Annotated in this window: 17 protein-coding genes and 1 pseudogene; 4 read left to right on the forward strand and 14 right to left on the reverse strand. The window is 70.6% G+C overall.

Annotated elements, in window-relative coordinates; genetic code table 11:
• Nucleotides 1-4: 4 nt before the first annotated feature.
• Together ABZX85_RS05830 and ABZX85_RS05835 are read right to left on the reverse strand one after the other, a co-directional pair.
• Nucleotides 5-583: a WHG domain-containing protein gene (locus ABZX85_RS05830; RefSeq protein ID WP_355862770.1), complete on the reverse strand. Its 579-nt coding sequence runs from the start codon at nucleotides 581-583 to the stop codon at nucleotides 5-7.
• A gap of 172 nt (nucleotides 584-755) precedes the next feature.
• A complete protein-coding gene (locus ABZX85_RS05835; protein WP_355862772.1) occupies nucleotides 756-2,075 on the reverse strand; it encodes a jacalin-like lectin in 1,320 nt (439 codons plus the stop codon).
• A 282-nt stretch (nucleotides 2,076-2,357) separates the two neighbouring features.
• Between ABZX85_RS05835 and ABZX85_RS05840 the strand changes: the two are divergent.
• A pseudogene (locus ABZX85_RS05840) lies at nucleotides 2,358-3,584 on the forward strand (MFS transporter); the annotation flags it as partial.
• Between the two features lie 163 nt (nucleotides 3,585-3,747).
• On the opposite strand, the gene ABZX85_RS05845 reads toward ABZX85_RS05840, so the two are convergent.
• The gene (locus ABZX85_RS05845; RefSeq protein ID WP_355862774.1) at nucleotides 3,748-5,151 is read right to left on the reverse strand and encodes a DHA2 family efflux MFS transporter permease subunit; all 1,404 of its coding nucleotides are present in this window, start codon (nucleotides 5,149-5,151) and stop codon (nucleotides 3,748-3,750) included.
• Between the two features lie 33 nt (nucleotides 5,152-5,184).
• Complete coding sequence (locus tag ABZX85_RS05850; RefSeq protein WP_355862776.1) at nucleotides 5,185-5,793, reverse strand: NAD(P)H-dependent oxidoreductase; 609 nt, start codon at nucleotides 5,791-5,793, stop codon at nucleotides 5,185-5,187.
• Nucleotides 5,794-5,962: 169 nt separating this feature from the next.
• Here ABZX85_RS05850 and ABZX85_RS05855 point away from each other — a divergent pair, with 169 nt between their 5' ends.
• The gene (locus ABZX85_RS05855; protein ID WP_355862778.1) at nucleotides 5,963-6,649 is read left to right on the forward strand and encodes a TetR/AcrR family transcriptional regulator; all 687 of its coding nucleotides are present in this window, start codon (nucleotides 5,963-5,965) and stop codon (nucleotides 6,647-6,649) included.
• A 92-nt stretch (nucleotides 6,650-6,741) separates the two neighbouring features.
• Here the strand turns inward: ABZX85_RS05855 and ABZX85_RS05860 are convergent, their stop codons facing one another.
• From ABZX85_RS05860 to ABZX85_RS05905, 10 genes are all read right to left on the reverse strand, one after another.
• Complete coding sequence (locus ABZX85_RS05860; protein ID WP_355862780.1) at nucleotides 6,742-7,554, reverse strand: ABC-2 family transporter protein; 813 nt, start codon at nucleotides 7,552-7,554, stop codon at nucleotides 6,742-6,744.
• A 5-nt stretch (nucleotides 7,555-7,559) separates the two neighbouring features.
• The gene (locus tag ABZX85_RS05865) at nucleotides 7,560-8,360 is read right to left on the reverse strand and encodes an ABC-2 family transporter protein (RefSeq protein ID WP_355862782.1); all 801 of its coding nucleotides are present in this window, start codon (nucleotides 8,358-8,360) and stop codon (nucleotides 7,560-7,562) included.
• A complete protein-coding gene (locus ABZX85_RS05870) occupies nucleotides 8,357-9,355 on the reverse strand; it encodes an ATP-binding cassette domain-containing protein (protein ID WP_355862784.1) in 999 nt (332 codons plus the stop codon). The genes ABZX85_RS05865 and ABZX85_RS05870 overlap by 4 nt, the downstream gene beginning before the upstream one ends.
• 168 nt (nucleotides 9,356-9,523) lie before the next feature.
• A complete protein-coding gene (locus ABZX85_RS05875) occupies nucleotides 9,524-12,394 on the reverse strand; it encodes a glycoside hydrolase family 2 TIM barrel-domain containing protein (protein ID WP_355862785.1) in 2,871 nt (956 codons plus the stop codon).
• Nucleotides 12,395-12,406: 12 nt separating this feature from the next.
• Nucleotides 12,407-13,279 (reverse strand): carbohydrate ABC transporter permease, encoded by an 873-nt coding sequence (locus ABZX85_RS05880; RefSeq protein ID WP_355862786.1) that lies wholly within the window; start codon nucleotides 13,277-13,279, stop codon nucleotides 12,407-12,409.
• Nucleotides 13,276-14,244, reverse strand: a complete 969-nt coding sequence (locus ABZX85_RS05885) for a sugar ABC transporter permease (RefSeq protein WP_355862788.1) — start codon at nucleotides 14,242-14,244, stop codon at nucleotides 13,276-13,278. Before ABZX85_RS05885 ends, ABZX85_RS05880 begins: the two co-directional genes overlap by 4 nt.
• A gap of 18 nt (nucleotides 14,245-14,262) precedes the next feature.
• Nucleotides 14,263-15,528, reverse strand: a complete 1,266-nt coding sequence (locus tag ABZX85_RS05890) for a sugar ABC transporter substrate-binding protein (protein ID WP_355862790.1) — start codon at nucleotides 15,526-15,528, stop codon at nucleotides 14,263-14,265.
• Between the two features lie 224 nt (nucleotides 15,529-15,752).
• Nucleotides 15,753-17,519: a glycoside hydrolase gene (locus tag ABZX85_RS05895; RefSeq protein WP_355862792.1), complete on the reverse strand. Its 1,767-nt coding sequence runs from the start codon at nucleotides 17,517-17,519 to the stop codon at nucleotides 15,753-15,755.
• Nucleotides 17,520-17,592: 73 nt separating this feature from the next.
• The gene (locus tag ABZX85_RS05900) at nucleotides 17,593-18,834 is read right to left on the reverse strand and encodes an ROK family transcriptional regulator (protein WP_355862794.1); all 1,242 of its coding nucleotides are present in this window, start codon (nucleotides 18,832-18,834) and stop codon (nucleotides 17,593-17,595) included.
• A gap of 134 nt (nucleotides 18,835-18,968) precedes the next feature.
• Nucleotides 18,969-20,213 carry an FAD-binding protein gene (locus ABZX85_RS05905; RefSeq protein WP_355862796.1) on the reverse strand — a complete coding sequence of 415 codons (1,245 nt, stop codon included), beginning with the start codon at nucleotides 20,211-20,213 and terminating at the stop codon, nucleotides 18,969-18,971.
• An 877-nt stretch (nucleotides 20,214-21,090) separates the two neighbouring features.
• Between ABZX85_RS05905 and ABZX85_RS05910 the strand changes: the two genes are divergently transcribed.
• Both ABZX85_RS05910 and ABZX85_RS05915 read left to right on the forward strand, forming a co-directional pair.
• Nucleotides 21,091-22,440: a radical SAM protein gene (locus ABZX85_RS05910; protein ID WP_355862798.1), complete on the forward strand. Its 1,350-nt coding sequence runs from the start codon at nucleotides 21,091-21,093 to the stop codon at nucleotides 22,438-22,440.
• A gap of 289 nt (nucleotides 22,441-22,729) precedes the next feature.
• Complete coding sequence (locus ABZX85_RS05915) at nucleotides 22,730-24,217, forward strand: cellulose-binding domain-containing protein (protein ID WP_355862800.1); 1,488 nt, start codon at nucleotides 22,730-22,732, stop codon at nucleotides 24,215-24,217.
• Nucleotides 24,218-24,267: the final 50 nt, after the last annotated feature.

Here is a 24,267-nt window from a genome sequence, read left to right on the forward strand (position 1 = left end):
ACCGCTAACGGCCCTCGTCGCGGGGCCAGTTGACCAACGCCGAGTGCAGGGCGTCCACCGCCCGCTCCCACGACTCCTGGACGTCCCGGGAGGCCCCGAAACCGCCGGCCGCCTCCAGGACGCAGTACCCGTGGAAGGTGCTCCTCAACAGGCGTACGGCGTCGGTGAGATCGGGCTCCTCCAGGCCGTACGCGCGCAGCATGCCGTAGGTGATGTCGGCGGTGCGGCGCAGGGCGGGGGACTCGGCGACGAGGGACTGGTCGATCCGGATCTGGGTCGCCGCGTACCGGCCGGGGTGGCGGAGGGCGTACTCGCGGTAGGCGCCCGCGAAGGCGACGAGCGCGTCCTTCCCGGCCCGCCCCGCGACGGCCGTCGCGATGAGGTCGATCAGCTCGGCGCCCGCGAGGAAGGCGAGCCGGGTGCGCAGCTCCTGGAGGTTCTTGACGTGGGAGTAGAGGCTCGCGTCCTTCACGCCGAACCGCCTGGCCAGCGCGGACAGGGTGACGTTCTCGAACCCCACCTCGTCGGCGAGCTCGGCGGCGGCCCCGACGAGCCGGTCCACCGTGATTCCCGCACGCGCCACGCGCCACCTCCGTCCGTGTCCTAGGCGGAATCCTAGGACACGTAGGAAGGTGGCGCCGGAACCTCGTCGGGCCGGTCGGCGGCTGGTCGGCGGCCGGTCGGTCGCCGGTCAGCCGGTGGGCCGGTGAGCCAGTCAGCCGACCGGCCGACCCGCGGGCCGTTCCGTCACCGGATCACCCGATCGGCGCGTACAGCACGCCCAGCTTGTCGACCTCGTCCCCCGACCGTCCGGTGAACCCGACGATCTGCCAGCCGGCCGGCGCCGTGAAGGTCCGGGTGTCCGAGGTCGCCGTCCCGGCGGACAGCGAACGCCCCTTGTCGGTGCCGAACGAGGCGGAGAAGATCCTTGTACGGCCGTCTTTCTGACCCTGCGTCAGCTTGACGGAGGTCAGGTGCTCGCCGGTCGCGAGCGTGAGGGACGTGGCCGTGCCGCCGGTGCCGCCGTGGGTGAGCGCGGTGCCGTTCGCGAGGGTCAGGGCGACCGCGTCGAGGCGGGAGCCGCCGTGCAGGGTGAGGGTGCGCGGCGCGGGGGCCGAGGGGAGGTCGTCGGCGTCGTTGAAGGCGGTGCCGTGCGGGCCGCCGAAGAAGTCGCTCGCCCGCAGGGAGGAGTTGAGGGTGTAGGAGAAGTCGACCGTGTGCGGGAAGTGGTCGGAGAGGTTGCCGCCCGCCGAGTCCAGGAACTTCGCCCAGTCGTTGCTGTAACGGGTTGCCGAGAGGTTCACCAGCTCGCTGCCCCGGTACAGGACCTTGTCGACGACCTCGCAGGTGTTCGGCGGCGCGCTCGTCGGGCACACCAGCGCCTCGGAGCCCTGCGCCGGGGGAGTGCCGCCCTTGACCAGTTGCACCCACGCGTCGGTGAGGCCGTTCACCGAGGTCAGGGTCCGGATGTTGTCCCCGGCACGGGTGTAGCGGGTGTTCGTGTCACCCATCACGATCACCGCGTTGCCCGCCGAGTTCGCCTTGATGAAGTCGGAGAGCTGCGTGATGTTGGCGCGGCGCGCGGCGAGCGCGTCCTCGGAGTCGTCCGCGTTGGTGTGGACGTTGTACAGGTCCACGAAGACGCCCTCGGCGATCCGCACCCGGGCCAGCGAGAAGCCCTTCGGCGTCAGGCAGTTGGTGCCCGTGCACTTGGCCCACTTCACCCGCTCGAAGTCCTCGAAGGGGACGTCGGAGAGTGTGTTGAGCCCGTCCCCGAACGGCACCCCGCCGCTCGTCGCCGTCCGGTACGCGTGGTCGTCGTTCGCGTACAGCGCCGCGTGGTAGTTGAAGTCCTCCTGCACGTTCACGATGTCGTACGCCCCCAACCGGGGCGAGATCAACGGCGTGTTGGTGGCCGGCTTGCTCGAACTCAGCGGCTCCGGCAGGCCCGCGACGTTGTACGTGAGGACGTTGAACGTCCCCGAGGTCGCCGCCTGCGCGGGCGCCGCCGAGGTCACGGTCAGCCCGGCGAGCCCGAACGCGGCTGCCGCGAGGGTGCCGATGATGCGTCTCATGGTGGGGGAGTCTCCGGTCGGTGAAAAGAGAGCGGAAAGGAGAGGGAAGGGAAGCGTAAAGAGACTTGAGCAATGCTCAGGTTGGAGGTGACCGGTGTGACGCACAAGGGCGCGGAGCGAACCGCCGGGAAATTGTGAGCAAGCGGTTGCTACGACTTGCCGCGTTTCCGCTCTTTACGACACTCTCACCGCGACCGGCGGACACTCGCCGGCTCCCCGACACCGCCCGCCTCTCCGTCCGCCCTGCCCCACCAACCGGCACCGCGACATAAGGTCGGCCCAATGGACCCGACCCGCTCCGGCGCCGACCCCGATCAACCCCTCTGGAGACAACGCGACTTCGTCGCCTTCTGGCTTGCTCAGACCCTCTCCGTCCTCGGTGACTCCTTCGCGTTGATCGCCCTCCCCCTGCTGGTCCTGGAGGCGACCGGATCGGTCGCGAGTATGGGGCTGCTGACGGCGGCGGGAGGGGTGGCGTTGGTGGTGTCGGCGGTGTTCGCGGGGGCTGTCGTCGATCGGGTCGACCGGCGGAAGCTGCTGATCGGGTGCGATCTGGCCCGGATGGTGCTGTACGGGGTGATCCCGCTGGTCTGGCTCGCGGGGCCGCAAGTGTGGCTGTTGTACGTGGTGTTGCCGGTGTGCGAGGCCATCGGGATGCTGTTCGCGGTGGGGTACGTGACGGTCGTGCGGGGGCTGGTCGGGACGGCGCGTCTCACCGAGGCCAACGGGCGGCTGAACGCGACGGCGGCGGCAGCGGGGGTGCTCGGGCCGCTCGGTGCGGGGGCGGTGGCGGCGTGGACGGGGCCGGCGGCGGCCGTCGGGGTGGACGCGGCCAGCTTCGGCGTCTCCGCCTGCTGTCTGCTCGCCGTGCGGCTGAGGCGGCGTACGGGCGGCGAGCGCACCGAACGGGCCGGGGTGTGGCGGGAGTTGAGGACCGGGGTCGCGTTTCTGTACGGGCATCCCGTACTGCGGTCGCTCACCGCGCTGCTGTTCCTGTTCAGCTTTCTCACCCTCGGCCTCGTCGACCTGGTGATCTACCACCTCAAGCACGACCTGGGCCGGGACGACGGCACGGTCGGTGCCGTGATGGCGGTCGGGGCGCTGGGGACGGTGGCCGGGTCGCTGCTGGTCGCCCGGCTGCGCCGCCGGCTCGGCTTCGGGCCGGTGTGGACGGCCTCGGTCGCGGTGTCCGGCGTGGCGGTCGCCGGGCTCGGGCGGGCCGGTGCCGTACCCCAAGTCGCCGTCCTGGCCGCCCTGTTCCTCGCCTCCGTCGCCGTCGGCGGCACCTGTTCGATGTCCTTGCGCCAGGAGGTGACCCCCGAACACCTCCTGGGCAGGGTGACTTCGGCCTTCTGGACGCTCCAGTACTCCGCCGCCCCGATCGGCGCGGCCGTCCTGACCTGGGCGGCCGAACACCACGGCACGGCACCGGTCGCGGCGACGGCGGGCGCCTGCTGCCTCCTCATCGCGGGCGCCGCCCTGTTCACCCCGATCCGCCGGGCGGGCCGCGAGCGTCCGAAGGCTCGGCCCGGCGAACCGGACCCGGCCGCGCGGCCGACCGGCCCGAAGGAGCCGAAAGAGCCGCAGCAGCCGAAGGACCTCAAGGACCCAAAGAGCCTCAAGGACCCAAAGGGCCTCAACAACACCACGGCCCCCAGTCCCGGGAGCGGCCTCAACTCCCGCCCCCAGCCCGCCGCCCCGGCAACCGCAGCGCCGGAACCACCGCCAGCGCGGGCAGCACCGCCGCCACCAGAAACACCGTCCGGAACCCCGTCGCGCTGACCCCCACCGACCCCAACAGGACGGAGAAGAAGGCGGTCCCCACGGACGCCGCCACCTGCTGGTTGATCGTGAGCGCCGTACTCGCCGCCCCCATCCGCTCCTTCGGCAGCTCCCGGCTCGCGGCGGCCATCGTCGGCATCATCACCATCCCGACCCCGACCCCCATCACCACCATCGTCGAGACGACCCGCCACGCGGCCACCCCCTCGATCCCCACCTGCACCCCGGTCCCCGCCATCCCGGCCGACGCCAGCACCGCCCCGCAGACGACCAGCATCCGAGGCGACACCCGGTCCACACTCCGCACCGCGACCTGCATCGTCCCCCCGATCGCGATCCCCACCGGCACCCCCAGCAACCCCGTCTCCGTGGCCCCCCAACCCCGCACCCCCTGCCAGTACATGGGCCCGAGCAGCGCCGACCCGAAGTACCCGCAGGCGAACAACGCGAGCGTCCCGATCCCGACCGCGAACGTCCGGTCCCCCAACAGCCGCAGATCCAGCAGAGGCTGACGCACCGTCAAGGCATGCCGTACGAAGGCCCCGACGAGGACGACGCCGGCGACCGTCGGCGCCAGCACCCCCGGCGCCCCGAACTCCCCGCGCTCCGCGCCCCGGGCGAGCCCGAACAGCAGCAGCGCCAGCCCCGGCGGCAGCAACACCAGCCCCCGCGCGTCGAGTCGGGGGACGGCGCCGGCCCGAGGCGTGTCGGGGGTCAGGAGCCGGGCGGCGAGAGCCAGCGCCAGCGCGCCGACCGGCAGGTTGACCAGGAAGATCCAGTGCCAGGACGCGGCGTCGACGAGCCAGCCGCCCAGCACGGGCCCGGACACCGGGCCGATCAGGACGGGCAGCCCGACCAGCGCCATCGTCCGCCCGAACCGCTCCCGGTCGGCCAGCGAGAGCGCCATCGCCATGCCGACCGGCATCAACAGCCCGCCCCCGAACCCCTGGACCACCCGGAACGCGATCAGCGCACCCGCGCTCCAGGAGAACGCGGCAAGCACGGAGCCCCCGGTGAACACGGCGAGCGCCAGCAGATAGGCGCGCTTGGCGCCCAGCCGGGCCATCACCCACGCCGCCGTCGGGATCACGGCGGCCAGCGCGAGCGTGTACCCGGTGAGCGTCCACTGGATCGTCGCCAGCGAGGCGTGGAACGCGCCCGACAGACTCGGCAGCGCGACGACGACGATCGTCCCGTCGAGGACGACCATGAGCGAGCCGACGAGGACGACACCGAGCGTACGGTTGAGAGCCGCCGCCGGTGAGACGGCGACACCCGTCCCGGACGACCTCATCCCCTCGTCCCCGATCCCCTCGTTCCTCACCCCTCAGCCCTGGTACGGGTGTTCGGCCCGAGCGGACCGCAACGCCCGCCCCCACCAAAGCAGTTGCCCCAACATCCCCTTCGCCGCCCCCTCGCACACGGCGCCGTCGCGCGGCTCCCCGTCCTCCCCGAGCCCGGACCATGGGCCGTGCAGGCTCACCGCGTCCCGCACGCTCACGGCGTGCAACTCGGCGACCACCTGCCGCAGATGCTCCACCGCGCGGACACCGCCCGCGAGCCCGCCGTACGAGACGAAGCCGACCGGCTTGGCCTGCCACTGCTGCCCCGTCCAGTCGAGGAAGTTCTTCAGCGAGGCAGGGAAGCTGTGGTTGTACTCGGGCGTGACGACGACGAACGCGTCGGCGGCGGCCAGCCGTGGGTACACGCCGGCCAGTGCGGCGCGCGCGGCGGGACTCGCCCCGCTGCCCCAGTCCGGCATCACCGTCGGCAGGTCGACGTCCGCGAGGTCGACGACGTCCGGCTCCAGTCCGTCGTACGCGGTCGCGACACGCAGGAACCAGTCCGTGACGGCGCGGCCCTGGCGGCCCTCGCGGACGCTGCCGACGATCACGGCGACGCGGAGGGGAGTTGTGGAATCGGTTGCTGCGGGCATGGGTGTCCCCCTGTTCGTGCCCCGGTCCGAGCGCCGGGGCGAGCTCACGTCGGGTAAAGTACAACGAGCGTTGTCGAAAACACAACGAGCGTTGTTCAGCGGGACGGGGGAGCGCTCGGAAGTGCGACGCTTGGCGGGACACGGAACGGTGGAAGGACGAGGTGACGGCGTGGGCACGACCAACGACGCCCGGTGGGAGGCCGCTCTGGCGGACCACTCGCCCCGCAAGGTCCAGAAGTGGGCCGCGATGGCGGGCGCCGCCTGCACGCTTTTCGGCCGCGAGGGCTACACGCGCGCCTCGATCGACGCGGTCGCGGCGGCGGCCGGCGTCTCGACGCGCACGCTGTACAACCACTTCCCCGGCGGCAAGGCCGAGCTGTTCCGGACGGTCGTCACCTGGACGTCGTCCGAGGTGAAGGACGCGCAACTGGCCTGCCTCAACTCGGTGCTGCCCCCCGGCAGACCCCCGCACCCCGACAACCTGGAGCGCGATCTCCTCGCCCTCGCCGAGGAGTTCGTCGGCCTCCTCACCCGGTACGCCGACCACTTCGCCCTGGTCCGGCACATCCACGCCGAGGTCGACCACGTCCCGCGCGAGGTCCTCGACGCCTGGCACGCGGCCGGCCCCGGACCGGTCACCGCCGCCCTCACCGAGGCGTTCCAGGGCCTCGCCGACGCGGACCTTCTCGACGTCCACGGCGACCCCGGCCTCACCGCTGCCCACTTCGTCGCCCTGACCTCCCACTCCCTCACGATGCGCACCCACTACGGCGTCCTGCCGCTCCCGAAGGAGGACACGGAAACGCTGGTCAGGGGCGGTGTGGCAGCGTTCCTGCGGGCCTACCGCACCACATGAGGAAGCGGGGGCCCGCCGAAACCGACGGACCCCCGCACCGATCAACCGGCTACCGGCCCCCGCTCAGCCGGCCGGCCCACCACCTGGATCGCTCAGCCGTTCACCCCGCTGTAGTGCCGCAGACTCCACCGCCACAGCACCCGCGTCCCCAGATACGCCAGCAACCCCAGCAACGGCGAAGCCGCCGCCAGCCAGTACGGGACGACCGTCCCGTGCCCGTGCCCGGTCAGGACCGCCGCCGGGAAGTACGCGACGAAGGCGAGCGGAAGGCCGTACGTCAGCAGCCCCCCGACCGCGCGGGGAAGGACGTTGAGCGGGTAGCTGCCGAACGTGCCGAGCAGCTCCTCCAGCCAGCGCCCCCAGTAGTCGGCCGCCGGGAAGCGGAGCGAGGCGCAGGCGACCAGGGTGAACAGGGCCGCCTCCAGGAGCATCCCCCCGAGGACGGCGGCGATGAGATAGCCGACCCGGGCCAGATCCCAGTCGAGCGAGCTGCGGCTCAGCGCGCCGATCATCAGGCCGACCGCGACCGTCAGGTCACCGATGGCGTTGGTGGGGAAGTACTCCAGCTGCACCTGCCGGTACACGGGGAGCGGACGCAGCAGATACGCGTCGATCTTCCCCTCCTGGATGAACCGGCCCAGCCCGTGCACCCGCCCGAGGAAGAGCACGAACAGGCCGTGGGCCAGCATCCGGATCGCCGGGATCATCAGGACGTCCCGGCTGTCCCAGCCGCCCATCCCGCTGAACCGGGTCAGCAGGACGGTCGCGAACACGATGACCGACACCTGCCAGACCGCGCCGATCGCGATCATCAGCAGGAACTCGGCCCGGTACTCCAACTGCGCACGGAAGTTGAGGCGCGTGATCCGCCACATGATCCGCGTCGCCTTCACTACGGAGCCCATGCGGATCAGCCTCCTTGCGCGACGACCCTGCGGGCGGCACGCGACCACAGGAACCGGGTGAACAGGGCGAGACCGGCCACCCAGCCCGCCTGGACGGCGAGTTGGAAACCGGCGTCGGACAGCGGGATGCGCCCGATGTACAGGGACAGCGGAACGCTCAGCGTCGCCTGGAACGGCAGATAGGAGCTGAGCGTCACGAACCAGTCGGGGAAGAACCACAGCGGCGCGTACACCCCGGAGAGCAGGTTCTGCGCGAAGAGCAGGATCATCAGCGCGGCCCCGTTGCGCAGCGCCCAGAAACACCACTGGTCGATGACCAGCATGATGTAGTAGAGCACCCACTGCCCGAGCAGCAGACTGAGGACGAACACCCCCGCCACGGCAGCCGACTTCGGCGGATCGACGACACCCGCCGCGAGACACACCGCGTACCCGGTCAACGCCCAGGTGAACCCGTACAGTTGCTCGCCCAGCGCCCGCAGCGCGTAGTAGCGGCGGGGCGGCATCGGCCGCATCCACCAGTAGACGATCGTCCCGTAGTGGACGTGCTGCTGGACGGTGTCCCGCCCCGAGTACCGGTCCAACTCCCGGATACGGGAGCTGAGTACGGCCAGCACCGCGTACGTCACCGCCTGCCCCCGGTCGAGCCCGGCGGTCGTCCCGGACTGCGCGTACAGGCCGTGCCACAACGACGCGACCAGCACGATCTGCACGGTCAGCCGCAGCAGCGCCCCCGTCATCCGGGGCGGCGCGTACAGCTCGCCCAGCGGGGTGACGCGCGCCGCGCGCCACGCGTACCCGCTCATCGCCCGTCCTCCGTGTGGGCGTAGGCGGCCCGCATGACGTCTTCGAGGTCGGCCTCGTCGAGGGCGACGTCCGTCACCTCGTACCGCTCGATGACCGCCTTGAGCGCCTGGTTGACGGTCGGCGCGTCCGGTCCGTCCGGGCCGAACACGACGACGGGGCCTTCATGTTGGACGACGGCTATCCCGCGCAGCGGGGTCACCTCGGTGTGCGGGTCGGCGAGCGTGGCCCGCACCTGCCAGGTCGAACCGAACTTGCGCCGGATGTCCTCCAGCGGGCCGTCCAGCATCAGCCGCCCGTGATTGATCAGCACCACGCGCTCCGCGAGGCGTTCGACCTCCGTCATGTCGTGCGTCGTCAACAGGACCGTACGGCCCCGCTGTTCGACCTGGTACCGCAGGAACTCCCGGACCTGCTCCTTGACGACGACGTCCATGCCGATCGTCGGCTCGTCGAGGAAGACCACCGCCGGGTCGTGCAGCAGCGCCGCCGCCAGATCGCAGCGCACCCGCTGGCCCAGCGAGAGATGGCGCACCCGGGTGCCCCAGAACGACGACAGGTCGAGCAGCTCGTCGAACTCCTTGAGCCGCGCCGCGTGTTCGGGACCCGGGACCTCGTAGATGTCCCGCAGGATCATGAACGACTCGCGGACCGGGAGGTCCCACCACAGCTGGGTGCGCTGCCCGAACACGGCGCCGATGTTGCGGGCGTTGCGCTCCCGCTCGCGGTAGGGGACGACACCCGCGACCTTCGCCTCGCCCGAGGTGGGGGTGAGGATGCCGGTCAGCATCTTGATGGTCGTGGACTTGCCCGCGCCGTTCGGGCCCAGCAGGGCGAGGAGTTCGCCCTCGTCGACGTCGAAGGTGACGTCCGCGACGGCGTGTTTGACGACCCGCTCGGGGTCGACCAGCGAGCGCAGGGCGCCCGCGAAACCCGGCCGGCGGACAGTGGTCTGGAAGGTGCGGGACAGCCCGCGCACCTCGATGCTGCCGCTCACTCGATGAGCCTCCATACAACACAGGGACGGATACGAAGGGAAAGCGAGAGCTGCGGGGGGTGGCAGGCGCACGGCCGAGGCCGGCCCGGAGGGTGCCGGGCCGGCCTCGGGAAGGGATGGGGGGAGACCGTGCGGATCGGGGCCGTGCGGGTCACACGGCTCCGGGGATCACCCGGCTTCCGAGAACACGAACGAGAACTCGGCGGGCGCGGCCTCCAGTACGTACTGCGGGAGCGGCCGGGGTCCGCAGGCTTGTGTGCCCACGCCGTGCGCCGCGTGGTCCAGGTGGACCCACACCGTCTCGCCCGGCACCAGGTCGGTGCGGTGGCGGGCGGCGTCCAGCTCCTCGGTGGTCCAACGGCGGGCCGTGAACCAGAACTCCGGGTCGCCCTCGACCTGGAGCCCGCCCAGCGTAGCCCTGCGCACATCGGCCCGCGACCCATTTTCCTGCGGGTACACGTACGGCGTCTGGAGCGCGTCGACCGTCGACTCCCACGCCCCGATCCGCGACGCCTCCCGGGTGTCCGGGTACGCCTCCAGCGGCCCCCCGCCGAACCAGCGCACGGCGTCCGTCGTACCGGGCAGCCCGAACCGCACCCCGAGCCGGGGCAGCGGCACCGTCCACCGGCCCTCGGGCGTCACCGACACCGCGAGCCTCAGCCGCTCCCCGTCCGACGTCCACCGGTACACGGTCGCGAGCCCGGCCTCCGCGGCGGCCGGCGCGACCCGGGTCCGCACGGTCAGCGCGTCCCCCTCGACCTCCACCGCGTCGATCCGGTGCCGCATCCGGTGCAGGCCCAGCTTGCGCCACAGCTCGCTGTAGTTGATCCCGGAGTGCCACTCGGTGCCGTTGTCGTTGTCGGTCGTCGCCCGCCACACGTCGAGCCTCAGCCCGCCCGTCACCGGCACCGCGCCGATCGAGAGCAACGCACCCGTACGGGCGTCGAAGACACCCGGCCCGAACGTGATCCGCGCCCCGTCGACGACCGGTGAGACCGCCGCCCCCAGCGAGGGCAACACCCGCTCCGCGACCGGTACTTGACCCCACGCGACCTCATGGCCCCGCGCACCCCACAGGGTGTCGGCGGCCAGCACGGCACGCACCGTCCACCCCGTCTCCGCGCCCTCCGGCACGTCCACGGACGGCACCGGCGGCAGCTTCACGTCCGCCGACGCGCCGGCCGCGAGCGCGGGCACCTCCAGCGGACCGGAGGCGGCCTCCTCACCGTCGACCTGGAACGCCCAGGAGAACGCGAACGCCGAAAGGTCCGCGAAATCCTGCTTGTTGGTGACGGTGACCGTGCCCGCGCCGCCCACGAAGGACACCGGCTCGATGACCTTCTTGAACTCCAGGAGCCCGGGGGAGGGCGTGCGGTCGGGGAAGATCAGGCCGTCGCAGACGAAGTTCCCGTCGTGCAGCTCCTCGCCGAAGTCACCGCCGTACGCGTACCCGAACTCCTCGTGGACGATGCCGTGGTCGATCCACTCCCAGATGAACCCGCCCTGGAGGCGGTCGTACTTCTCGAACAGCCGCTGGTAGTCGACGAGTCCACCCGGGCCGTTGCCCATCGCGTGCGCGTACTCGCACTGGATGAAGGGGAGTTCACGCCGTTTGCCGGTGCCCCCGTCGAGGTGCTTGCCGATCTCCTCGGTCTCGTCGTGGAAGGCGTACATCCGCGAGTAGACGTCGGTGTCCCGGCTCGACCAGTCGCCCTCGTAGTGCACGAGCCGCGAGGAGTCCCGGCCGTGAATCCACTCGGCCATCGCGGTCAGCCCGCGCCCGGTGCCGGCCTCGTTGCCCAGCGACCAGAACACGATCGAGGGGTGGTTCTTGTCGCGCTCGACCATCCGCTCGGCCCGGTCGAGGAGGGCCGGGGTCCAGCGGTCGTCGTCGACCGGGTTGTCCCGCCACTTCTGCTCGACGAAGCCGTGCGTCTCCAGGTCGCACTCGTCGATCACCCAGAGGCCGTACTCGTCGCACAGGTCCAGGAACGCCGGGTGCGGCGGGTAGTGGGAGGTGCGCACCGCGTTGATGTTGTGCCGTTTCATGAGCAGCACGTCCTCGCGCATCGTCGCCAGGTCCAGCGCGCGGCCCCGCTCGGGGTGCCACTCGTGCCGGTTGACGCCCTTGAAGAGGATCGGCGTCCCGTTGACCTTGATCAGCCCGTCGTCCAGGGCGACGGTCCGGAACCCGATCCGCAGGGGGACGCGCTCACCGGCGGTGGCGAGGACGGCGTCGTACAGCCTCGGGGTCTCGGCGGTCCACGGGGCCACGGCCACCGAGACGGACGCGCCGGTCTCGATGTCGAGGTCCAGCTCCGGGACGGTCACGCGGCCGGGGACGTCCGAGTCGACGCGCAGGGTGCCGGTGCCGGCGGTGTGGTCGTAGGAAGCGGTTACAGAGAAGTCCTGTACGGCCCCCTCGGGGCGGTGCAGGAGGGTGACGTCACGGAAGATCCCGGGGAGCCACCACTGGTCCTGGTCCTCCAGGTAGGAGCCCGCCGACCACTGGTGGACGCGGACCGCGACAACGTTGCCTTCCGGCCGCAGCAGCCCTCCCACCGAGAACTCGTGGGCGAGCCGGGAGCCCTTGAACTCGCCCAGTTCCGTGCCGTTCAGCCAGACCCGGGCGCAGGACTCCACGCCGTCGAAACGCAGGCGGACGTCCCCGCCGGCCGGCCAGTCGGCGGGCAGGTCGAAGACGCGGAGGTGGTCACCGGTGGGGTTCTCGGTCGGGACGTGCGGCGGGTCGACCGGGAACGGGTAGAGGACGTTCGTGTAGATCGGGGCGCCGTGGCCCTGGAGCACCCAGTGCCCGGGGACCGAGACCTCCGCCCACCCCCCGGCGTCGTATCCGGGCGCCGCGAACGCGTCGTCCTCGGCGCCGGCCGTCGCGAGAAGCCGGAACCGCCAGGGGCCGTTCAGCGACAGCGTGGCCGCGTCCGACGACGCGTACCAGGCCCGCGGCGGCAGCGCCCCGCGGCCCGGTGCGACGTCCTCGACGTAGTCGACGTCCGTGGAGGTGGTGCGGAAAGACATCGGTCTCCTAGCTCAGCCCTTGATACCCGTCTGTGCGATTCCCTGCACCAGCCAGCGTTGCAGGAAGAGGAAGACGAACACCAGCGGGAGGATCGACACGGCCGTGGCCATGAAGATCAGGTGGTAGTTCACGGTCTGGTTGGTCATGTACGAGGACAGCGCGACCTGCACCGTCCACGAACTGGGATCTTGCCCGATGACCAGGGGCCAGAGGAAGGAGTTCCAGCCGTTGATGAACGTGATGGTCGCCATGGCCGCGAAGAAGTTCAGCGAGTTCGGCACCACGACACGCCAGTACGCGCCCCAGTAGCCGAGCCCGTCCACCCGCGCCGCCTCCTCCAGCTCCTTGGGGAACCCCAGGAAGTACTGCCGGAACAGGAAACAGGTGAAACCGCTGAACAGCCCCGGAACGATCAGACCCCGGTAAGAGTCCACCCAGCCGAGGGACGAGACGAGGACGAAACTGGGCACGAAGGTGACGGCCGTCGGAACCATCAGGGTCGCGAGGACGACGTAGAACACCTTGTTGGCGTGCTTGTACGGGATGCGCGCGAGGCCGTACCCGGCCAGCGAGCACACCAGCAGGATGCCCGTCGTCGACAGCACGGCGACGACCGCCGAGTTCCACAGCGAGCGCGCGAAATCGACCGTCGGGTCGTCGAACAGCTCGCGGACGTTGCTCCACTGGATGCTGGTCGGGAACCACTTCCAGTTCTCGCCGGTGATCTCCTGGTCCGTCATCAGCGCGTTGCGGACGATCAGATAGAAGGGGATCAGGAAGAGCAGCGCGGCCACGGAGGTCGCGATGTACAGCCCCGTGTTGCCGAGGACGCCGCCGCGCCTGCGGGACTTCCGCTCGCGTACGTCGGGTGCGGTGGTGGTCACTTCGACTCCTCCCCCCGGCCGAAGCCCATGATCTTGCCCTGGACCAGGGTGACGGCGCAGATCAGCAGGGTCAGGACGACCGCGCCCGCGCTGCCGACGCCGTAGTTCTGGTTCTCACCGAGCGCCATCTTGTAGAGCTCCACCAACGGCGGCTGGCCCCAGGTGGCCTTGGACAGCAGGTTGAAGAACTCGTCGAACGCCTGGTAGGCGGCGATCAGCAGGAGCAGGATCACGGCCGTCGAGGTGGCCCTCAGCTGGGGCAGCGTGATGTAGCGGAACGTCTGCCAGCCCGGCTTGGCGCCGTCGATGGCCGCGGCCTCGTACAGCTCCTTCGGGATGTTCTGGAGCGCCGCGATGAACAGGATCATGTAGAAACCCGACTGGAGCCACAGTCGTACGGTGACGATGACCAGCCAGTACCACGGCGGGTCGGGGCTGGCGAGCCAGGCGATGTTGTCGACGCCGAACCAGCCGATGACCGTGTTCGCGAGGCCGAAGCGCACCCCGTTGAACATGGACATCTTCCAGATCAGCGAGGCGGCGACGTAGCTCACCGCGGTCGGCAGGAAGAACGCCGAGCGGAAGAACGCCCGCATGAACCTGATCCGGTTCACCATCAGCGCGAGCCCCAGCGAGACCGCCCAGGTGAGCGGCACGATGAACGCGGCGAAGACGGTGAACGTGACCAGCGAGTTGCGGAAGTCGACGTCGGTCAGGATCTGCTTGTAGTTGTCGAAGCCGACGAACTCGCTCGGCGTGACGGTGAAGCGTGCCTCGAAGAAGCTGAGCCACAGGCTCCAGCCGATCGGCACGAAGACGAAGATCACCAGGCCGATCAGGAAGGGCCCGGTGAAGAGCCAGAAGTTCGCGGTGGGGGAGGCGGCGAACCCCCGCCTCGGCCGCCGGCCCGAGGGGGCCGGGGACGAGGCGGAGGCGGCGGCCTTCCGCGTGGTGGTGGTCGACATGTCGGGTTCCCGGCCGGTCTATCCGAAGAGCTTCTTGAGCTCGGCGTCGACCTTCTTCTCGGCGGCGGCGAGCTGGGCCTTCGGGTCGTCGCCCTTACGGATGGAGTTCGCGACGACGTCGTTGATCGACGAGATCATCGCCTGCGTCCAGCCGATGTTGTCGAAGTGCCCGAACTCGTTGAAGAGCTTGACGCCCTCGGCCGGCAGACCCGTCTTGAGCTTCGTGGCGCTCTGCGCGAGCGAGGTGCGCGGCGGGATGTGGAAGCCGTAGGAGGTCGAGAAGTCCTCCTGGTACTGCTTCTGGTCGATCCACAGCCACTTCACGTACTCCTTGGCCGCCTCGACGTTCTTGCCCTTGGCGTTGACGAACATCGACCAGCCGCCGTTGACGACCGACTGCTTGCCGGCCGCGCCGACCTTCGGGAACGGGAAGATGCCGATGTCGTCGCCGAGCGCCTTCTGCATGACCGGCATCGCCCACATGCCGCACCACTGGATCGCCGTCAGACCCTGCGTGAACGCCGACGGGTCCCACCAGTCGGTCGGCGCGCCCAGCAGCAGGTTGCCGCTCGTGAACAGGCCGCGCATCTGCTTGAAGCCGGCCGCGACCGCGTCCGTGTTGAACGCGGGCTTGTTGTCCGCGGTCAGCGTGTCGGCGCCGGCCGACCAGATCAGCGGGGACTGGAGCGGGGTGAGGTCGTTGCCCAGGTAGGCGCCCTTGACCTTGCTCGTGGTGAGCGCCTTCGTGGCCTCTATCAGCTCGTCGAGCGTCGTCGGGACCTGGATCTTCGCCTTCTCGAACAGCGAGGGGCGGTAGAAGAAGAACTGCGGGTCGTCGATCATGCGGACGCCGTAGATCTTGCCGTCGACCGTGTGCGAGGTGATGTCGGCCTGGTTGAAGTCGCTCTTGACCGGCGCGATGATGTCGGTCAGATCGGCCACCTGACCGCTCTTGACGAGCTGGATCTGCGGGTGGAACTCGAAGACGTCGGGCGCGTTGTCGGTGAGCAGCGCGGCGAACAGCTTCTGCTCGAAGTTGGAGCCGGTGATCCACTGCGTGGAGACGTTGGCCTCCTTGTACGCCTTCGCGTACCGCTTCACCGCCGCCTCGACGCCGTCCTCGCCGTAGGCGTGGAAGTACTGGACGAGGTTCTTGCCCGAACCGGAGCCGCCGCTGCGCCCGGTGTTGCCGCCGCACGCGGCCAGCCCGCCGGCGGCGGCCAGACCCATGGCGGCCCGCAGGACGGATCGACGATTCCAGTTGCTCATGCTCGATGCCGACATGCTTGACGTCCTTGTCTTGAGTGCGGCTGCGACACAACGGCTCCGGCGCTCTGGCTCGAAAGCGCTGCGGAGCGGGACGTTAACCTTCGGCTAAGGCTTCGGCAAGGGGTTGAACAAAGTCTGTTCGAAGCGTTGTGACTGTTCGGTATCACGAACGGCCGACCGGGGCAGGGGAGTTGAGGACCGCCCGCGTACGCCGCCGGCGGCCCTCCGACCTGGGGTGACTAGCTCTTGGTCCAGGCTTGGTTGGTTCCTCCGGTGCAGGTGTAGAGAATCACCCTGCTCCCTTCCGCGGTCGCCTGACCGCTCACGTCCAGACACTTGCCCGAGCTCTCGGAGACGATCTGCCCATTGGCGTTGAGCAGCCACCTCTCGGCGTCCCCGGCGACCTCGGGAGCCGTCGTCAGCCCCGAACTCCCCACGCTCAGATAGCCGTCGGCCCCCTTGAGTCCGCCCCGCGCGTCGTACGACCACGTCGGGCCGTCCGCCGAGCAGGTCGCGAGCCGCGCCCCCGAGGCGTCCGCCGCGAGGCACTTGCCGGACTGACGGCCCGTCAGGGTGCCGGTGAGGGCGGTCGGTTCGGTGTGGCGGCGCTGGTCGAGGACGTACGTCGTCACCGAGCGCGGCGCGAGCGTCGCCGACAGGGTGCCGTCGTGGACGGCGGGGCGGGCGGCGCGTGCCCAGTTCTCGTCGGCGGAGGTGCGGACCGCCTCCCGTGCCCGGACCGGCGTCCTGCTGTGGAAACGCAGGTCGAGAGCGGTTTCCGTCGTGTTGTGGTTGTTCACCACGACGACCCACTGTCCGTTCCGGTCGTAGGCGGTGGCCTCGACCCCGGACGGCACCCCCGTCACGTTGTGCGCGACGGACCCCGGCTTCACGAACTTGCTGTACTGGCCCAGGACGTAGTACCGCTTCGTGAAGTACAGCGTCTGGTTGCCGTTCGCCGCGTAGTCCGGGTCGTAGTAGATCAGGCCGTCGTTCCAGCCGTCACCGTTCTTCGCGTACGGATCGGAGCCGATCATCTCCGACAGGGCCACCCACCACTGGAACGCCGAGTCGTGTGCGACGGCGAAGTCCTTGTAGATGATCCGGGACAGGTTCAGCCCGCCCTCGATCGTCGGGTCGTACTCCTTCGCCCAGCCCGTACCGCCCTGCCCGAAGCAGCAGATCTCCGTCGACCAGGACTCCTTGCCGACCGACTTGGACGTCTCGTAGACCTTCGCCCGCTGGTCGTCGCCCGGGTTGTTGTACGTGTGGTGCGCCAGCTTCGACACGTACTGCGCGGTCCCGGGCTGCGAGATCCACTGCGGGACCTCGGAGTTGAAGCCGGTCGTGCTGCTCGACTCGTCCGCGATGATCCCCGTGCGCTGCCCGCGCGCCCGCTGCTCGGCGCCCAACGCCCGCACGATGTCGTCCCGTTGGGCGACCGGGACCAGCATGCCCTCCTGACCGCAGGAGTCGAAGCTGTTCGTCGGCTCGTTGAACGGGCTGATGTAGTCGAAGCGTTGACCCTGGCGGGCGAAATGGGCGGTCACGTCGGCGACGTACCGCGCGAAGTCGGCGGTGTTCTCCTCCTTCAAGTACCCGCCGCAGCTCTGCCCGTTGGTCTTCCAGGCGGCCGGCGCGCTGTTCACGAACGCGATCAGGTCCTCGACGCCGTACTTCGCCGCGTACTTGAGGAAGGTCCGCCCGCCCTTGTCACGGGTCCAGTCGTACGTGCCGTCGGGCTTCAGGAAGTCCTGCGGGGCACGGGAGGGCGTGGTGACCGCCGTGCCCCCGCCGCCGATGTTGTAGCGGTAACTGCTCAGGTCCAAGCCCTGCTCGGAGAACAGGAGCCGAGCGACCCGAGCCTGGACGTCGGGGTTGAAATGCTGGAGGTCGTTGACCCACCAGGCCCCGGAGGCCCCGATGTTGTCGATGGTCTGTGCCGCGTACGGCGACACCTCGGCCACCGGCGTCACGGCACCGGCCGAGGGGGGTACTGCTAGCAAGGTGGAGCCAACCGCCAAGGTGAGCGCGGCGGTTGTGATCAGTGATCTCGACAAGACTGCATCCCTTCGTTCGTCATGAAGGCGGTGCGGTACGGCTCCTCGCTGTGGTGCGCTTGCTGCCGCTCTGCCCGACGGACCGCAACGCACCCTCAAGGGCGAGCGTCGCCGCACCGAGGCAGGCGGGGTCGGTGGGGATCGACGAGAGGACGATCCGGGTGGCGGCCATCGGCCGCTTCAGGGCGTGCCGGGCGACGGCCTCGCGGATCTCCTGGACGAGGGGTTCGCCCAGGCGCGCGGCGACCCAGCTGCCGAGGACGATCACCTCGGGGTTGAGGACGTTCACCAGGTCGGCGATGGCCGCGCCGAGGTAACGGGCCAGATCCCGGACGACCTTGACGGCCACCGGGTCCTGCTCGGCGAGCCCCGTGGCCAGCGCGTCCAGCGTCGCGGACTGGTCACCGGGGTGCAGCAGCGGGCTGCGCGGGCTCAACTCCCTTATGTTCTGCATGATTCCGGGCGCCCCGACGTACGTCTCGACGCAGCCGTGGTTGCCGCAGTGGCAGAGCCTGCCGTCCAGGACCAGCGTGGAGTGCCCCCACTCCCCGGCGCTGGAGCTGACACCCCGGTGCACCGCGCCGCCCAGGATCAGCCCGGCGCCGACGCCCGTCCCGAGGATCACCACGACCGCGTCGCCGTGCCCGCGCGCCGCCCCGAACCACAGCTCCGCGACCGCGCAGGCGCGCAGCGGGTTGTCCAGGTACAGGGGGTACGCGATGTGCTCGGAGAGCAGGTCGAGCAACGGCACGTCGTGCCAGTCCCAGTTGGGCGCGTACTCGGAGACGCCGGTGGCCCGGTCCACCTGCCCCGGCATGCTCACCCCGACGCCCAGCACCCGCGCCGCGTCCACCCCGGCCTGCGCGACGACCGAGCCGGTGGCCGCCGCGATGTGCGCGACGACCTGCTCGGGCCGGCTCTGCCCCGGCCGCATCCGCTCCTGGGCCCGCGCGAGGACGTTCAGCCCGAGGTCGTACAGCTCGACATGGACGTACGTCTCCGCGATGTCGACGCCGATCAGCGCGCCGCCCTTGGCGTTCACGGCGACCAGGCCGCGCGGCCGGCCGCCCGCCGAGTCCTCGAAACCGACCTCCGTGATCATCCGGAGGTCGAGCAGCTCCCCGACGAGGGTCGCGACCGTGGCGAGGCTGAGGCCGGTCTCGGCGGCCAGCTCCTGCCGGGAGGTGGGGGAGCGGGCGATGATCTGGCGCAGCACCTCGTAGCGGTTCGCGGTGCGGATGTCGCGTGATGTGCGCTTCACCGGAGTTGCCCCATCCCTTCCACCCGCGCCGGAGCAGCGTCGCTCCGGCGCCGCGCCAGGCTATGGCGGGGTCCCGCCATTCGACAAGGGTTCGGAAAGGGGGTTTACAAAGTAGGTCGCCGAAGTGCGCGGGCTCAGTCGCCGAGCACCTCGCGAACGAACGCGTTCGTGAACTTCCCGGCCGGGTCCAGGTCACGGACGAGCGCCCGGAAGCGGTCCAGCTCCGGGTAGCGCGTCCGCAGTACGGCGGGGCCGGTGGTGAAGACCTTGCCCCAGTGCGGGCGCGCCCCGAAGCCGTCGAGAGCGCTCTCGACCTCGCCCACGACGGGCAGCACCGCGTCGGTGTCGTCGACCCAGGTGAAGTGGAGGGCCACCGAATCGCGTCCGTACGCCGGGCTCAGCCACTGTCCGTCGGCCGCGACGGTCCGTACCTCGCAGGTCTGGAGAACGCCGGAAACCGCTTCCCGGATGTTTCCGAGTGCACTCAGCGCGGCCGTCGCGTCCTCGCGGGGGAGCAGGTACTCCGACTGGAGTTCGTCGCCGCTGCTCGGGGTGAACTCCGCCTTGAAGTGCGGCAGCCGCTCGTGCCAGGGGCCGGGCACGCCGAACTGCTCCGTGCAGTTCATGCCGGGCATTCCCGGCACCGGGTGCAGCTTCTCGGTGGCCGGCGCGGCCCACGGGAAACCGGCGTACGGCTGGTCCGTCCGCCGCTTCACCCACACCTGCCGGAACCCCGGCGCCCGCCAGTCCGTGAACAGGCTCACGCTGTACGCCGCCCCCGCCACCGCCTCGAAGTCCAGCCCCTCCAGCGGGAGTTCGGTGAACGTGTACTGCTCCACCCCGTACTCCGGCTCCAGGTCCAGCGTCAGCGCGACGACCACCCCGAGCGCGCCGAGTGAGGTCACAGCGCCGGGGAACCGCGGGTCGCCCCGGCCGATCGTGACGAACTCCCCGTCAGCGGTGAGGAGTTCGACCTCCCGGACGGCGTCGGCGAGCGGGCCGTTCCGGACGCCGGAGCCGTGCGTCCCCGTCGCGACCGAGCCGGCCACGGAGATGTGCGGCAGCGACGCCATGTTGGCCAGCGCGAGGCCCGACGCGTGGACCTGCCGGGCGAGTTCGGCGTACCGCACCCCGGCGCCGACCCGTACGGTACGGCGCTCCGTGTCGACGTCGATCACCTGCGGCAGCCCGTCCAGCGCCACGAGCACACCCTCGGCGCCGGGCTCCGCGATCCGGTTGAACGAGTGCCCGCTGCCGAGCGCGCGCACGTGATCGTTCCCCACGACCGCCTTCCGCAGCGCCTCCACACCGGCCGGCCGCAGCACCTCCCGCGCCGTGAAGCTGATGTTTCCCGCCCAGTTGGTCACACTCGCGGCCATACGTCGTCCTTCCGGCTTCCGAGGGGATGCGGGGGAAACCTACCTTGTGAAGGTGGCCGTCGGGGCAGGTGGAGGGGGGTCGGCGAAGGGGGCGGACCAGGAGGCCGGCAAAAGGGGGTCGCACCGGAGGGTTCGGGAAGGGGGCGCACCAGGGGGCCCGGCAAGGGGAGCGCACCGTCGGGCGGCGCCCTCTGCCGCACCGAGACCGCCGGTCTCCCGCCGGGGCAGGTCGGCCTGGGGCGCGGGGGGTGCACGCCGCGATGCCGGTCGTGCGGGTGGGGCTACCCGCCGTGCCGCTTGCCGCCGTGCCCGACCCGGGGGAACGGCACGCCGAGGGCCGGGGTAATCCCCTATCGGCGGGCAGGGGCGACGTTTCCGCAGTCGTGCGTGATCATTTCGACGGCCTCCGGAGTTCCCGGACGGGCCGCGGGATGCTTGATCATTCCGCCGCCGGATTCGAGGTGCCGTTCGCGTCGGCGCCGGAGCGTGCCACCGGCAAGTATCCCGGGGTGTTCGGGACCGGCGCGGGGCTTGCGGAGGCGGTCGCTCCGGGGTCGGTGATCGCGTTGTGTGTTTCCCGGGAGAAGGCGGGACGGATTGTGCCGGGGTGATGTCCGCGGTCACCGGAATGCCCGCGCCGAGGATTACCGGCGGGCGGAAAGAGGGGGGGCAGGAATTCTCCGGGACGGGGCGCGGAGTGCCGCATAGGGGGCGTACGACAAGGGGTGTGCGCCGGTGTGCGGAAAGGACTCGGTGGCTGTTGAAACCGCTTGCTGAAAATCCGCGTCCGGCGCCGTAAAGGGACCCCGCTCCCACGGCACCCCCGCCGGGGGCATACCGTGAGGAGTCGTACGTGTGGAGCGGGAGGAGTGACGGGATGGGCAGCCGTACCGCGCTGGTCGAGGATCTGATGGAGCGGTTCCCGGAGGTGCCGCGGGAAGCCGTCTTCAAGGAGGACCTGTTGCGCGGGGGAGTGGCCTTCGACCCCTCCGCGCTGAGCGACAACGAGGGCGGGGAGGTGAAGCCGAAGTCGTACTTCATCTTCTCGTTCGACCACGGGACCTTGCCCGAGCTGGGGGAAGCCGCGCTCAGGAGGCCGCCGGAGGAGATCATCCTCACCGGTGGTCCGTACGACCTGCGGCGGACCGTCGTGTCCGTGCGGGTCAACCCGGCGTCGCCGTACCGGGTCGCCGCCGACGAGGAAGGGCAGCTCGGGCTCTACCTGGACGGCAAGCGGATCGCCGATGTCGGGGTGCCCCCGATGCCGGAGTACTACCGGCACAAGCTCTCCAACGGGAAGTCCGTGATGGAGGTCGCCCCGACGATCCAGTGGGGTTACCTGATCTACCTCACGGTCTTCCGGGTCTGCCAGTACTTCGGCGCCAAGGAGGAGTGCCAGTACTGCGACATCAACCACAACTGGCGCCAGCACAAGGCGGCCGGGCGTCCGTACACCGGCGTCAAGGACGTCGAGGAGGTCCTGGAGGCGCTGGAGATCATCGACCGGTACGACACGGCGAAGGCGTCCACCGCCTACACGCTGACCGGCGGCGCGATCACCAAGACCGTCTCCGGCCGCGACGAGGCCGACTTCTACGGCCACTACGCCAAGGCCATCGAGGAGCGCTTCCCCGGCCGCTGGATCGGCAAGGTCGTGGCCCAGGCGCTGCCGAAGGACGACGTCCAGCGGTTCAAGGACTACGGGGTGCAGATCTACCACCCCAACTACGAGGTGTGGGACGAGTACCTCTTCAAGATGTACTGCCCCGGCAAGGAGCGGTACGTCGGCCGCGACGAGTGGCACCGCCGCATTTTGGACTCGGCGGAGATCTTCGGCGCGCGCAACGTGATCCCCAACTTCGTCGCCGGCGTCGAGATGGCCGAGCCGTTCGGCTTCAAGACCGTCGACGAGGCGATCGCCTCCACCACCGAGGGCCTGCGCTTCTTCATGTCGCAGGGCATCACCCCCCGGTTCACCACCTGGTGCCCGGAGCCGACGACCCCGCTCGGCAAGGCCAACCCGGCGGGCGCCCCGCTGGAGTACCACATCCGGCTGCTCCAGGCGTACCGGCAGACCATGGAGGACTTCGGCCTCTCCTCCCCGCCCGGCTACGGCGAGCCCGGCCCCGGCCGCGCCGTCTTCTCCGTCAGCTCCTTCATGGACAGCCTGCCGGCGAAGGACGAGACGCGGGCCGTGGCGGCAGAGGGCGCGGCACGAGTGGAGTAAGCGCTTACTGTGCCCTGTCTGTGTAACGGATGGGGCACGAGCTGAGTGTCGGCGCGGCCGGCCCCGTATGAAGGACCGACGTCGGGTCTCTCGTGCGGGGCCGGCCGCGTTTCACGTCAAGGTGCTTTGTCGACCTTCGGTACGAAGTGGCAACCTCTGGTAACCGCTTTTGAATACCGCGCTTGTCAGTTGTGCGGATGACGTGAAAAGCTTCGGCCCTGCCGCGAGGTTCCCCCCAACTCCTTTACCGCTATGGTGAGTTGACCTCGCATTCGAATGCAGGAGACCCATGCCCGACCTGCCGACCCCGAAGGACGCCGCGGAAGCCGCGCTGTTCTCCGAGTGCTGGGACGCCGTCCTTTCGTACGCCGACCTGTGCACGGCCGGCTCGACAGCCGCCCACCAGCTGGCCCGTGAGGCGTTCGCCCTCGGCATCCGCGAGGCCCGGGCCGCCGAGGACGGCACCCGAAGCATAGGCCGCCGCTCCGCCCGGCTGCCCCGCATACCCCTGCTGCTGACGGCCGTCCGCACCACGGCGGCCGGCTGGGAGGCCGGGGGACACGGTCACCGCCTCGACCCCGACCTGCGCCTGTGGCTCAACTCGGACAAGGCCGCTCGCTACATCGGCCCGCCCCTGCGCCGCCCCATCGCCCTGCGCGGACTGCGCGACATGCAGGAGCCGGACGCCGCGCTGCTGTGGCTCGCCGAGGTCGAGGCGCTGCCGCTGCGCGCGGTCGCCCGCCGGCTCGGCCTCGACCCGCAGGACGCCGCCGAGCAACTCGGCGAGGTGCGGGGGCTGTTCCGGGACCGCTGCCACCGCAACCACCTCGACACGCCGCTCGACGCGGAGTGCCGCTCCTACGTCCGCCTCCTCGACGCGGTCACCCGCTCGTCCACCGCCGACGCGCCCGAGGACCTCTCCCGCCACCTCGCGACCTGCGTCGAGTGCGCCGAGGCCGCCGCGTGTCTGCGGCTGCACGGCGGCGGGCTGCCCGCCGCGCTCGCCGGCGGTGTCATCGGCTGGGGCGGGCTCGCCTACCTGGAGCGCCGCCGGCGCGCCGCGGAGGTACGGCTCGGCGCCGGGCGGCCCGATCTGGCCGACCCGGAGAGCGAGGCGGCCCTGGCGGCTGCGGCCAAGGCGAAGGCGCTGCGCGGCGGGCTGCTCGTGGCCGCCGTACTGGTGTCGGTCCTGGCGCTCGGCGTGTCGCTGATGCCGTTCGGCGGCGACACGCGCGACGAGACGGCCTCGCGGGGGACGCCGACCGACTCCACGCCGGTCGTCGGGGGCGTGCCCTCGTTCGAGACGCCGACGCCGAAGTCGGACAGCCCCTCGCCGTCCAAGGGCGGCGGGCGCACCGATCCGGAGCCGCAGGGGACGTCGTCGGCGGCGGCGAGCGAGTCGCCGGGCACGTCCGGGGAGCCGTCCGGCTCGGGTTCCGGCGGTTCCGGTGGTTCCGGGGACGACGAGGCGCTGTGCGCGGTCACCTACGACCTCGTCAACCAGTGGCCCGACGGCTTCCAGGCGACCGTCACCGTGACGACCGTCGAGAAGCTCACCGACTGGCACGTCTCCTGGTCCTTCAAGGACGGCCAGCACGTCGACCAGATGTGGGACGCGTCCGTCGCGCAGATGGGCTCGCGGGTCATCGCCACCGCCGCCGACTACAACAAGTCGGTCGCGGCCGACGGCACGCTGTCGTTCGGGTTCCTCGCGTCCTGGGAGGGCAAGAACACGGCGCCGTTCGGGTTCACGCTGAACGGACACCCGTGCGATTAGCGGGACTTGACGAACGCCCCGGACCTGTACCTGGTCCGGGGCGTTTCGTG

It is taken from the genome of Streptomyces sp. NPDC004539 (assembly GCF_040610055.1).
Lineage (GTDB): Bacteria > Actinomycetota > Actinomycetes > Streptomycetales > Streptomycetaceae > Streptomyces.